The organism is Pseudomonas sp. S44, assembly GCF_016624805.1.
GTDB classification, from domain to species: Bacteria; Pseudomonadota; Gammaproteobacteria; order Pseudomonadales; family Pseudomonadaceae; genus Aquipseudomonas; species Aquipseudomonas machongensis.
In genome coordinates this window covers 110,764-122,657 of sequence record NZ_JACVTY010000007.1, presented here as the reverse complement: position 1 = coordinate 122,657, position 11,894 = coordinate 110,764, and the positions used below count along the sequence as shown (strand labels likewise).

Here is an 11,894-nt window from a genome sequence, read left to right as displayed (position 1 = left end):
GAGAGCTAGCCTCCCTGTCACCCGCATTCGCAGCCCTCTGGAGGGTGACGAAGTACTGGCGTGGAGCACTGTCGACGGCCCGGCGGGCCGCACTGCGCCGATCAAAGAATCAAGGGTAGCGAAAAGCGAGGCCGAGGGGAATGCTCCGCCCGCCAGCTTCGCTTGTGCAAGGTCGATGGCGCCAGTACCATTACCGCTCTCTTTTTCCGGCAGGAGCAGTTTCATGATCGCGGGCAGTATGGTGGCATTGGTCACACCCATGGATGCACAAGGGCGTCTGGATTGGGACAGCCTCGATAAACTGGTCGACTTCCACCTGGAAAAGGGCACCCACGCGATCGTAGCGGTCGGCACCACTGGCGAATCCGCCACGCTTGACGTCGAAGAGCACATCCTGGTCATCAAGCACGTGGTCGAGCGCGTCAAGCGCAGCGCCCGCCGCATCCCCGTGATCGCCGGCACCGGCGCCAACTCCACCGCCGAAGCCGTGCACCTGACGCAGAACGCCAAGAACGCCGGCGCCGACGCCTGCCTGCTGGTGGTGCCGTACTACAACAAGCCGACGCAAGAAGGCCTGTACCAGCATTTCAAGCACATCGCCGAAGCCGTCGACATCCCGCAGATCCTCTATAACGTGCCCGGCCGCACCTCCTGCGACATGCAGGCCGAGACCGTGATCCGCCTGTCGAAGGTCAAGAACATCATCGGCATCAAGGAAGCCACCGGCGACCTGGCCCGTGCCAAGGCCATCATCGAGGGCGTCGACAGCGACTTCATCGTCATGTCCGGCGACGACCCGACGGCCGTCGAGCTGATCCTGATGGGCGGCAAGGGCAACATTTCCGTCACTGCCAACGTCGCCCCGCGCGAAATGGCCGATCTGTGCGAGGCCGCCCTTGAGGGCAATGCCGAGAAGGCCCGCGCGATCAACGAAAAACTCATGCCGCTGCACAAAGACCTGTTCTGCGAAGCCAACCCGATCCCTGTGAAGTGGGCGCTGGTGGAAATGGGCCTGATGCACAAGGGCATTCGCCTGCCGCTGACCTGGCTGAGCGAAGGCTGTCACGAAAAAGTCCGTACTGCCTTGCGCCAGTCCGGCGTACTGGTTTAATCGAGGAAGTACACCGCATGAAGCGACTGGCTGGTCTTTCCGCGCTCGCCCTGATCATCTCCAGCACCAGCGGGTGCGGCTGGCTGTGGGGCGAGGATGGCTATTTCCGCGACCGCGGCAGCGATTACCTGCAGGCGCACCCGACTGCGCCGATGCAACTGCCGCCGGACGCCGCCAACGTCAAGCGTCTGGATCCGCTGCTGCCGATCCCGCGCAACGTGGCCGACGACAACGCCACCGGCGAGTTCGAAGTGCCGCGTCCGCAGCCGCTGTCGGCCAGCGCCGACGTCAGCGATTTCACCCTGCAGCGCAGCGGTGCCAACCGTTGGGTGCTGGCCCAGCGCTCGCCGGCCGAAGTCTGGCCGGTCGCGCGCCAGTACTTTGAAGACAATGGTTTCCGCATCGCCGAAGAGCGTCCGCAGACGGGTGAGTTCAACACCACCTGGCAGCGCTTCGATGAGCTGTCTGCCTCGCTCGGCCAGCGCCTGGCCAGCACCTCCAGCAGCCCAAGCAGCGAAGTGCGCGTCCGTGTGCGCATGGAGCCCGGCGTGCAGCGCAACACCTCCGAGGTGTACGTGGTCAGTGTCGAGCGTCCGGCCGGCAGCACCGCCGAGCCTGGCTTCCCGAGCACGTCGAGCAACACCGGCGTCGACGCATTGCTGGTCGACGAGCTGCTGGCCAGCATGAACCGCAGCGCCGAGAAGGGCGGTTCGGTGTCGCTGCTGGCGGCGCGTGACTTCGATGCCCCGAGCCAGGTCAGCCTGAGCGAGGACGGCAGCGGCAACCCGGTGCTGTTCCTGGGCTCGGACCTGGACCGCGCCTGGTCTGGCGTAGGCCGCGCCCTGGAGCAGGGCGAATGGCGTGTCGAGGACATCAACCGCAGCCTGGGCCTGTACTACATCAACCTGTCCGAGAAACCCGAGGACAAGCAGAACGAGCCGGGCTTCTTCAGCCGCCTGTTCGGCAGCGCGCCGAGCAAGGAAGAGCGTGAAGCACGTGCCGAGCGCTACCAGGTTCGCTTGAGCAAGGTGGGCGAGTCGGTCCAGGTTACCGTCGAGAAGAACATCAACACCGTGGCCCCGGCCGATGTGGCCCGCCGCGTGCTGAGCGCGATCCAGGACCGTCTGGGCTAAGTGCGCTTCGCGGTACTGGGAAGCGGTAGCCAGGGAAATGGCACGCTGATCGCCAGTGACGATACCTTCGTCCTGGTCGATTGCGGGTTCTCCCTGCGCGAGACCGAGCGGCGCCTGGCGCTGCTCGGGGTATCGGCAGCACAACTGAGCGCCGTGCTGGTGACCCACGAACATGCCGACCACGTGCATGGCGTCGGGTTGCTGTCGCGGCGCTACAATGTACCGGTCTACCTCAGCCAAGGGACCTTGCGCGGCATGCGCAAGCCGGTGGAGGTCGCCGGTTTTCTCGGTTGTGGCGACGTACTGGACATCGGCAGCCTGCAGGTCAGTGCTGCGCGGGTCGAGCACGATGCGCTCGAACCCCTGCAATACGTGATCAGTGACGGGCGCCGGCGTTTCGGCATGCTCACAGACCTGGGCAGCTACGATACGTACCTGCTGGAGCGTTACCAGGGCCTCGACGCGTTGCTGATCGAGGCCAATCACTGCCGTGACCTGCTCGCACGCGGGCACTACCCGTACTTTCTCAAGCAGCGGGTCGGCGGCAGCCAAGGACATCTGAACAACCACCAGGCTGCCAACCTGGTGGCCGAGCTGGGCTGGAAGCACCTGCAACACCTGGTGCTGGCCCACCTCAGCAGCAAGAACAACCTGCCACAACTGGCCCGTCAGTGCTTCGTCGACACCTTGGGGTGCGATCCGGACTGGCTCCAGGTGGCGAATCAGGAACATGGGCTCGACTGGCGCGAAATCGCCTAGCCCAACCACTCAAGCAAGCGGAGCCCATCATGGAAAAACGCGACGAACTCTACCGCGGCAAGGCCAAATCGGTTTACAAGACCGACGACGCCGACCGCTTGATCCTGCTGTTCCGTAACGACACCTCGGCGTTCGACGGCAAGCGCATCGAGCAGCTGGACCGCAAGGGCATGGTCAACAACAAGTTCAACGCCTTCATCATGCAGAAGCTCGAAGAGGCCGGCGTGCCGACCCAGTTCGACAAGCTGCTGGGCGACAACGAGTGCCTGGTCAAGAAGCTGGACATGATCCCGGTCGAGTGCGTCGTGCGTAACTACGCGGCCGGTAGCCTGGTCAAGCGCCTGGGCGTCGAGGAAGGCATCCAGCTGACCCCTTCGACCTTCGAGCTGTTCCTGAAGAACGACGAGAAGGGCGACCCCTTCATCAACGAATCCCACGTTGTCGCGTTCGGCTGGGGCACCGCCGAGCAACTGGTCGAGATGAAGAAGCTGTCGCTGAAGGTCAACGAAGTGCTGAGCAAGCTGTTCGATGACGCTGGCCTGCTGCTGGTCGACTTCAAGCTGGAGTTCGGCGTATTCCACGGCCAGATCGTCCTGGGCGACGAGTTCAGCCCTGACGGCTGCCGCCTGTGGGACAAGGAAACCCGCAAGAAGATGGACAAGGACCGCTTCCGCCAGGGTCTGGGCGATGTCATCGAAGCCTACGAAGAAGTCGCCAAGCGCCTGGGCGTGCCGCTGTAACCCGCACGCTCACGCAAGCGCCTGATACCACGCGAATTTTTTTCGAAAAAGGTTTGCCAGAAACGAAAACGCTGGTATGATGCGCGCCACTGGAGAGATGCCGGAGTGGTCGAACGGGACGGATTCGAAATCCGTTGTACTGGCAACAGTACCTAGGGTTCAAATCCCTATCTCTCCGCCATACATGAAAAGCCCCGCTGATGAGAATCAGCGGGGCTTTTTTATGGGCAAAATTTCGACGGTAGTAGGCTGAGGCTCGCGAGAGTTCGAGGCAGATATCAGTGCTTAAAATGACTCCGCCGCCTTTCCATCGAATCCTACCAATCAGCTTTTCCTTATTCCCTGTAGTCCATTTCCCAAACATACTCCCACCGCCATTCCGCCATTGCAGTGCTCCAAAACGGCCTCTAGTCTCGCCGGGTCGTTGCCAATTCAACGACCGGCTTTGACAGGCCGCTTCGATCACTGAAACACGTGCAAGCGCTATGGTGGCTGTGCGTGGGGCACCTTCGTGTGCGCCGAGTTTCAGTGTCCTCGGTCTGTCAACCCGCGCACAGCTGCCACCTTCCTGTTTGACAGCGGGTGATGGCAGCCTCAATGACACTGAGGTGAGTATGCTGAAGATTGTCCCCGATCCACCCCCGCTCGAATATCCCACCCGTTCGCTCGAATTCCTTTTAAAACAGATTGCTCAGGATCTGGGTGTTGCCTTGAGCATTGCAGACCGACGATTGCCTTGTGTTTTGGGTCAGGAGCTGGCCGCGGCCAGAGGTCTGGTCAGAATGGCTTTGACCAGGATGCCAATAGATCGCTATGGGTCTTTGCCGATAGCGGCGACCCCATCGCGGGACCAGCCCGCTCCTACAGGTTGGGCGGTGTTCCCCAAGGTTGCGGTATGGCAACGGGGTGTCAATGGAGGAGAGCATCAATGAGCGATGTTGTGCAGGCACCAGCGACGCCGGGACTCACTGCATTCAGTGCAGGGGATGGTTCGGGGCGGCCACTCTTTCGCGTCGAGCAGGGTATTCCCTGCAAGCATGCTCGCGAGCATGCGTCGGAATTGCTCGGTAGTGTCAGGCGACTGACATTTTTGGGTGTCATGGAGAGCGACACCGACTTGGCCTGGGCAGGTTATTACCTGGCGGGTATGGCCAAAGCACTGCTGGATGATGCTGAGTTAGGAATGAACCAGGACTAAGCCGAAAGCGCGCCCGAGATTCTCGGGCGCGCTTTTTCAGTTATGCGGAGTTACTTTCCAGCGCTCTGCACAGCACTCGTAAGGATCCGTCACACCCTCAGGCAACGGCCGTGCTGCGGGCAGGCCGGCGGCGATACAGCACAAGCGTTGCAGTGAACGCACACAGCGCTGCAAACATCAGCCAGTAAGCCGGGGCGGCCTTGTCTGACGTGGCATGGATCGCCCAGGTGGACACCGCCGGGGTGAAGCCGCCGAACACCGCGGTGGCGAGGCTATAAGCCAGGGAGAATCCGGCAACGCGCACTTCGGTGGGCATGATTTCGGTCAGGGCAGGGATCAGTGCGCCGTTGTACATGCCATAGAGGCACGAGAACCACAGCAGCACTTCCAGCATGTGAGCGAAGCTGGGGGCCTGGGCCAGGTAGGACAGCGCAGGGTATGCCGTGAGTACGGTCAGCAGGGACATTGCCGCCAGCAGCGGTTTGCGTCCCAGGCGATCGCTCAATGTGCCGCCGATCGGCAGCCACAGGAAATTGGACACGGCGACCAGCAAGGTCACCATCAATGCATCACTGGTATCGAGCTGCAGTACGGTCTTGCCAAAGGTCGGGGCGTACACGGTGATCATGTAGAAGGCGGTGGTGGTCATGGCCACCATCAGCATGCCCAGGATCACCACCGATGCGTTGGCGCACAGTGTCTTGAACACCTGGCTCATGGTCGGGCGATGCTCGCGTTTGGCGAACTCTTCGGTCTCCTGCAAGTTGCGGCGCAGCAGGAAGATGCACGGGACGATCAGGCAGCCCACGGCAAACGGAATCCGCCATCCCCACTGGGACAACTCCTCGGCGGACAACCACTGATTCAGGCCATAGCCCAGGGCTGCGGCAACCATGATGGAGACCTGCTGGCTGGCCGATTGCCAACTGGCGTAGAAGCCTTTGCGCCCGGGCGTGGCCATCTCCGCCAGGTAAACAGAAACGCCACCGAGCTCGGCACCGGCCGAGAACCCTTGCAGCAGCCTGCCGAGCAACACCAGGGCCGGCGCCCACAGGCCGATGCTGGCATAGCCGGGCACGAACACGATCAGCAAGGTACCGCTGGCCATGATCGCCAAGGTCACGATCAGGCCTTTGCGTCTGCCGACGTCATCGATGTAGGCGCCGAGGATGATCGCCCCCAGCGGGCGCATCAGAAAGCCTGCGCCGAATACGGCGAAGGTCATCATCAATGAGGCGAATTCGTTGCTTGCAGGGAAGAACGCGGCAGCGATCTGGGTGGCGTAGAAACCGAACAGGAAGAAGTCGAACTGTTCGAGAAAATTGCCGGAGGTCACCCGGAAGACTCTTCCGGCTTTGGACGGTGCTTTGGCAGGGAGGGGGGGATTCATCACGTGCTCCAGCTATTCAGCGAATCTTTGTAAGAGGTTGTAACTAAAGATTCTTGCAGAAAGAGCATGGGTCAAAACATGAAACTTTCATTAGGTAGGCGCTTCCCTCACGGGACGAGCCTGCGCCTGCAGGTCGGGCGGTCCCGGTAAAAGGGGCGTCAATCGAGGCTGTTCCTGAGCGCTGCAAACAGCGCCTCGTACAGTGCCTCCACCTCCGGCAACCCCCTGGCCCGCAGGCAGCCATGGACCAACCCATGGCCTGGGAAGTAATCGACCGCCACTCCGTCGTCTCTCAACCGTTGTGCATAGCGCAGGCCGTCATCGCGCAGTGGGTCGAACTCGGCCACGGCAATGAAAGCGGGCGCCAGCCTCGTGAGGTCGCGGGCGAGCAATGGCAGCGCCAGCGGGCTGAGAGTAGTGGAGGGCAGGTAGGCGTTCAGGCAGGCGCGCATGTCGTCGACAGACAACAGCGGTGCATCGGCACATTCGCGTCGCGACACGCTGTCCTCGTCACCCAGCGCGGGATAGATCAGCGCCTGCATGCGCGGCTGCGGCTCATCCGCTTCACGCAGTGCCAGGCACAGGGCGGCGGCGAGATTGCCCCCGGCGCTGTCGCCGATGGCTACCAGTCGTGTGGGGTCAACCGGTACATCCAGCGCGCCATCGCGCAGGGCGCGCCAGACGGCGAGGCTGTCGTGCAGGGCGGCGGGGAAGGGGTGTTCCGGCGCGAGTCGGTAATCCACCGCGACCACCGCCACTCCCAAGCGCGCCGTCAGTGCGGCGCAGAAGAACGCGTGCGAGTCGAGCCCACCGAGCATCCAGCCACCGCCATGCATAAATAGCAGCGCTGGCCACCCTCCTTCCGGTGCTGCTTGTGCCAGTTGGAACACGCGCAACGGCACCAGTCCCGGCATATTCAGATCTCGCACCTGCACGCCTTCCGGGCATGGCGGGGTGAAGGCTGCGGCCATGCGCGAATAGGCCGCGCGCTGGGCTGCCAGTGCAGGATCGGCCACGCCGAAGGCGCGTGTCCGTTCGATGAAGGCCTGCATGCCGGCCGAGAGAGAGTAGCGCTGCATTACTGTTGCGCGACCAATGCCGCATTGGCGGGCTTGCCGTCGAACGTGGTCACGCCCTCGAGCCAGGCCGAGACCTGCTCGGGATGCGCCTTGAGCCAGTCTCGAGCGGCATCGAGCGGCGCTTTGCGGTCGAGGATCGGCTCCATGACCTGGCTGACCCCTTCGCTGGTAAAACGCAGGTTGTGCAGCAACTTGGCGACGTTGCCGCATTGTTGCTGGTAACCGGCTGAGGTCATGATCGAGACGGTGGCCGAGCCTTCGTTGGGGCCGAAGGCGTCGTCGCTGCCGGAGAGGTAGCGCATGTCGATCTGCAGGTTCATCGGATGCGGCTTCCAGCCGGCGAACACCACCCACTCGTTCTTCTGCACGGCACGCTTGACCGCCGTCAGCATGCCGGCCTCGCTGGACTCGATGCCCTTGAAACCCTTCAGGCCGAATTTGTCTTCGGCGATCATCTGTGCGGTGATGCGGTTCATGCCGCTGCCCGGTTCGATCAGGTACAGCTGGTTCTTGAGCTTGTCGCGAAACCTGGCGATGTCGGCGAAGGTCTTCAGGCCCGCGTCGTAGGCGTAGGCGGGCACGGCATAGGTGGACTGTGCATCGGCGAGGGTGGCGGGGCTGATCACGTCGATCTGCTGTTTGTCCAGGAAGGGCTTGGCCACCGATTGCATGGTTGGCTGCCAGTAACCGAGAAACACATCGAGGCGTTTTTCCGCCATGCCGGCCAGGATGATCTGCTGCGAGGCGCTGGTCTGCTTGACCTTGTAGCCCAGGCTGTCGAGCAGGGCTTCGGCGACGGCGCTGCTGGCGACGACGTCGGTCCAGTTCACCGAGCCCATGCGCACGTTCTGGCAAGCGGCGGGTTCTGCGCCCCAGCTGGCTGCGCTGATGCCCAGGAGTGCGGCGCAGGTGGCCGCCTTGATCGATCGCTGCATGACTTTTCCCCTCACGAGACGGTGATTATCGTTGTTATGTCATGACGCCCCGCGCGGCGGTGGCTGCCGTTCAGGTTATGAGCCGGGCGAGTGGAAAAATCGCACCCAGGCGACCTGCTTTTGCACCCAGGCGACTTCGAGTCTGGCACGCTAATGGGCGGGGCGCTTGGCCGAGGTGATGCTCTGATTGCTCAAAAATCACGCAACCTGTTGATTTTACTTGCGCTATTCCCTTCCCCGATTGTGCCGCCCGCGCTGCGGGTATAGACTTTGCGCACTCTTCACCAAAGGCCCCCTTTGGTCCTCGCGACCGCCAGCCAGCATGAAACCAATCCAGTTGCCCCTGGGTGTGCGCCTGCGCGATGACGCCACCTTCATCAACTACTATCCGGGCGCCAATGCCGCGGCACTGGGCTATGTCGAGCGGCTGTGCGAAGCCGACGCGGGCTGGACCGAGAGCCTCATCTATCTGTGGGGCAAGCAGGGCGCAGGGCGCACCCACCTGCTGCAGGCTGCCACCCACCGTTTCCAGCAACTGGGCGAGCCCGCCGTCTACCTGCCGTTGGCGCAGCTGCTCGACCGAGGCGTGGAGTTGCTCGACCATCTGGAGCAGTACGAGCTGGTGTGCATCGACGACCTGCACGTGATTGCCGGCAAGGCCGACTGGGAAGAGGCGATGTTCCATCTGTTCAATCGCCTGCGTGACAGCGGCAGGCGCCTGCTGCTGGCGGCCTCGAGTTCGCCGCGCGAGCTGCCGATCAAGCTCGCCGACCTCAAGTCACGGCTCACCCTGGCACTGATTTTCCAGATGCGTGGCCTGTCCGACGAAGACAAGCTGCGTGCCTTGCAATTGCGCGCCTCGCGCCGTGGCCTGCACCTGACCGATGAGGTCGGGCACTTCATTCTCACCCGTGGAACGCGCAGCATGAGTGCACTGTTCGATCTGCTCGAACGCCTCGACCAGGCCTCGCTGCAAGCCCAGCGCAAGTTGACTATTCCCTTCCTCAAGGAAACCCTCGGCTGGTAACCCTGAAAACACCGGGCCAGAGCGGCAAAACGCAAAAGTCACATTTTTTTCGATAAAATTTGCAAATAGGTCCGATAGAAGGCATAGTTTCCCCCTTCTAAAGGATTACAGACACGGTCGTGCCCATGCTCAAGCGCTTCGCACCCCTCGTGCCACTCGCACTCGTGACCCTGCTTTTTGGCTGCGCGGCCCAAGGCCCGATTTCCCAGCCCCAGGATCACCCATCGGTCACCGCGCAAACCGCGGTCAAGGCCAAGGCTTCGCATTCGTCGGTATTCGATGAAGAAGACCTCGCCACCGATGAAGACCTTCAAGCCTTCTCCAGCAATAGCAAGCCCTACCAGCTGCCCGTCCTTGCAGACAGCATTCTGGAGCGTGGCATGTCGCTGATCGGCACCCGTTATCGTTTCGGCGGTACCTCCGAGCAGTCCGGCTTCGATTGCAGCGGCTTCATCGGCTACCTGTTCCGTGAAGAGGCCGGCATGAACCTGCCGCGCTCGACCCGCGAGATGATCAACGTCGACGCCCCCAAGGTCGCACGCAACAAGCTCAAGCCGGGTGACCTGCTGTTCTTCAGCACCAACGGCCGTGGCCGTGTCAGCCATGCCGGCATCTACCTGGGTGACAACCAGTTCATCCACTCCAGCAGCCGCCGCAGCGGTGGTGTGCGCATCGACAACCTCGGTGACCGTTACTGGAGCAAGACCTTCATCGAAGCCAAGCGTGCCTTGGCCATGGCGCCGACCACCACCCTGTCGCGCAACTGATATCAAAATGCTGTATCCTCGCACGGCGGCGTAGCTGAAAAGCTAGCCGCCGTGCGCATTTACGAATAGCGTCTAATCTAAATCCTTAACTCTTTTTTCGGCTGCGGCCGATTGGTCTCAGACAGGTTCTGACCCATGGCGATGATGACGCGCTTCGCATTCCTTTCCCTGGTGGCACTGCTTGCCGCCTGTTCCAGCCGTGCTCCGGCACCGGCACCTGTGGCCAAGCCGCAGATCACCTTCATCGACCAGCCTTCCTCGTCGCCTGTGGCTGACGATGTGTTGATCCGTGCGATCGGTCTGGTCGGCACCCCGTACCGCTGGGGCGGCAACACGCCGGATTCGGGTTTCGATTGCAGTGGGCTGATCGGTTATGTGTACCGCGACGCGGCGAACATCAACCTGCCACGCTCGACGCGCGAGATGATCGTCATGCGTGCACCGACCGTGGACATCAATTCGCTGCAATCCGGTGACTTGGTGTTCTTCGCCACCGGCGGTGGCTCGCAGGTGAGCCATGCCGGGATCTACGTGGGGGAGGGGCGCTTCGTGCATGCGCCGTCCACCGGCGGTACGGTGCGCTTGGACTACCTGTCGAACAGCTACTGGTCCAAGGCCTACTTGCAGGCCAAGCGGGTGTTGGCGCCGGGGCATCTGGCGCAGAATCCCTGAGATTGTCGGGGCTGCGCAGCAGCCCCGGCGTACATTCAAGCCTGCTTGAGCAACAACGCCACACCCGGGTGGTATTGCCCTGACTCGTTATGCAGCTTGCGGTACGCATACGGGAAGTACCAGGCAATCGCGCAGGCCGTGTGCTTGTTCAAGTCATCGACCATATCCTGTAGTTCCTCGGGGCTTGCATGCTGCCCCGCCTTCCACGGGCTGACAAACAGCGCCCCGGCCTTGAGCTGGCTGGGATAGGCTGCCAGCCGCGCCAACGTCGCCGCCTCCTGCAGGGCGCCCGCCAGGTCCAGGCGGGCGATCTTCGGCCAGCGCTGCTCAGTGTGCAGATGAATGGATTGTTCGGCGCCAGCAATCGACAGATCGCAGCGCCCCTCGCGCTCGCCTTCGTCACGCTGCTTCTTGCTCTGATAGTGCTGCAGCGCCACCAGCTCGGCCTGCCAGGCAGCGGCGGCGAGGATACCGGCATTGGCCTGGGCGCCGTGCCAATAGGGCGCATCGCCATCGCCATGGATCTGGTTGAAGCGGTCGATGCAGTCGATCCAGCGCTCCAGGGCCGGGCGCAGGAATTCCAGGTGCGGGTTGTTGATGATCAAGCCTTGCATGCCGCGCTCTCCTTTTATTATGGTCGCGTACAGCCGGTGATGGCTATGTGATATCACTGCTTCAATAGTGAGACAAGCACCCAGATCAACCGTTCATCGTCCGCGTTTAATTGACGCTCCCTGTGCAACCCTCTAACCTTCGCGGCGTGTTTCAGGTGCTCTGCGGATCAGCTCCGGCAGGGTGAAACTGGGAAGCCGGTGGGCGCCAGCAGGGCGCGAATCCGGCGCTGCCCCCGCAACGGTAGGTGAGTCAAGGCCGCGCAAGGCCACTGGGTGTCCGCACCCGGGAAGGCGCGCGGTTTCGGGCCAAGGCCCGGCTCACGAGCCCGGAGACCGGCCTGTCACTGTCAACGGCATCACGGAGGGTGATGCGCGCTGCCCCGTGGTATCGCCACGGCCTTTGCGCGCTCCCTTCGCCTGCCTGCCTTGTTTATCTGTCGTTGCCTGGTGCCCGCCCGCGAGTGCCCGA

The 11,894-nt window shown here is 62.4% G+C and carries 12 protein-coding genes, 1 tRNA gene and 1 riboswitch; of the genes, 9 read left to right on the top strand and 4 right to left on the bottom strand.

What is annotated here, in order from left to right; genetic code table 11:
* The first annotated feature begins 223 nt into the window (after positions 1 to 223).
* The 6 genes from dapA to IAE40_RS08235 all read left to right on the top strand — a co-directional run bounded on the left by dapA (position 224) and on the right by IAE40_RS08235 (position 4,941).
* Positions 224 to 1,111, top strand: coding sequence for a 4-hydroxy-tetrahydrodipicolinate synthase (gene dapA, locus IAE40_RS08260; RefSeq protein ID WP_054890966.1), 888 nt, complete (start codon positions 224 to 226; stop codon positions 1,109 to 1,111).
* Positions 1,112 to 1,128: 17 nt separating this feature from the next.
* Positions 1,129 to 2,244: an outer membrane protein assembly factor BamC gene (gene bamC / locus IAE40_RS08255; RefSeq protein ID WP_200602990.1), complete on the top strand. Its 1,116-nt coding sequence runs from the start codon at positions 1,129 to 1,131 to the stop codon at positions 2,242 to 2,244.
* Positions 2,245 to 3,003, top strand: coding sequence for an MBL fold metallo-hydrolase (locus IAE40_RS08250; protein WP_153773364.1), 759 nt, complete (start codon positions 2,245 to 2,247; stop codon positions 3,001 to 3,003). It abuts the gene before it with no gap.
* Positions 3,004 to 3,032: 29 nt separating this feature from the next.
* Positions 3,033 to 3,743 carry a phosphoribosylaminoimidazolesuccinocarboxamide synthase gene (gene purC / locus IAE40_RS08245; RefSeq protein ID WP_063545856.1) on the top strand — a complete coding sequence of 237 codons (711 nt, stop codon included), beginning with the start codon at positions 3,033 to 3,035 and terminating at the stop codon, positions 3,741 to 3,743.
* A gap of 91 nt (positions 3,744 to 3,834) precedes the next feature.
* A tRNA-Ser gene (locus IAE40_RS08240) sits at positions 3,835 to 3,924 on the top strand.
* 747 nt (positions 3,925 to 4,671) lie between these two features.
* Positions 4,672 to 4,941: a DUF3077 domain-containing protein gene (locus tag IAE40_RS08235; protein WP_153772793.1), complete on the top strand. Its 270-nt coding sequence runs from the start codon at positions 4,672 to 4,674 to the stop codon at positions 4,939 to 4,941.
* A 97-nt stretch (positions 4,942 to 5,038) separates the two neighbouring features.
* On the opposite strand, the gene IAE40_RS08230 is transcribed toward IAE40_RS08235, so the two are convergent.
* The 3 genes from IAE40_RS08230 to choX all read right to left on the bottom strand — a co-directional run bounded on the left by IAE40_RS08230 (position 5,039) and on the right by choX (position 8,345).
* Positions 5,039 to 6,331 (bottom strand): MFS transporter, encoded by a 1,293-nt coding sequence (locus tag IAE40_RS08230; protein WP_153772794.1) that lies wholly within the window; start codon positions 6,329 to 6,331, stop codon positions 5,039 to 5,041.
* Between the two features lie 158 nt (positions 6,332 to 6,489).
* The gene (locus IAE40_RS08225; protein WP_234465095.1) at positions 6,490 to 7,410 is read right to left on the bottom strand and encodes an alpha/beta hydrolase; all 921 of its coding nucleotides are present in this window, start codon (positions 7,408 to 7,410) and stop codon (positions 6,490 to 6,492) included.
* Complete coding sequence (choX, locus tag IAE40_RS08220; protein ID WP_151925058.1) at positions 7,410 to 8,345, bottom strand: choline ABC transporter substrate-binding protein; 936 nt, start codon at positions 8,343 to 8,345, stop codon at positions 7,410 to 7,412. The genes IAE40_RS08225 and choX overlap by 1 nt, the downstream gene beginning before the upstream one ends.
* A 322-nt stretch (positions 8,346 to 8,667) precedes the next feature.
* Between choX and hda the strand changes: the two genes are divergently transcribed.
* The 3 genes from hda to IAE40_RS08205 all read left to right on the top strand — a co-directional run bounded on the left by hda (position 8,668) and on the right by IAE40_RS08205 (position 10,811).
* On the top strand, positions 8,668 to 9,372 hold the full coding sequence (gene hda, locus IAE40_RS08215) for a DnaA regulatory inactivator Hda (RefSeq protein ID WP_054890953.1): 705 nt from the start codon (positions 8,668 to 8,670) through the stop codon (positions 9,370 to 9,372).
* A 125-nt stretch (positions 9,373 to 9,497) separates the two neighbouring features.
* The gene (locus tag IAE40_RS08210; protein WP_054890952.1) at positions 9,498 to 10,139 is read left to right on the top strand and encodes a C40 family peptidase; all 642 of its coding nucleotides are present in this window, start codon (positions 9,498 to 9,500) and stop codon (positions 10,137 to 10,139) included.
* Positions 10,140 to 10,274: 135 nt separating this feature from the next.
* Positions 10,275 to 10,811 carry a C40 family peptidase gene (locus IAE40_RS08205; protein ID WP_063545853.1) on the top strand — a complete coding sequence of 179 codons (537 nt, stop codon included), beginning with the start codon at positions 10,275 to 10,277 and terminating at the stop codon, positions 10,809 to 10,811.
* Positions 10,812 to 10,846: 35 nt separating this feature from the next.
* On the opposite strand, the gene IAE40_RS08200 is transcribed toward IAE40_RS08205, so the two are convergent.
* A complete protein-coding gene (locus IAE40_RS08200; RefSeq protein WP_063545852.1) occupies positions 10,847 to 11,425 on the bottom strand; it encodes a hypothetical protein in 579 nt (192 codons plus the stop codon).
* A gap of 136 nt (positions 11,426 to 11,561) precedes the next feature.
* Positions 11,562 to 11,781: riboswitch (cobalamin riboswitch) on the top strand.
* Positions 11,782 to 11,894: the final 113 nt, after the last annotated feature.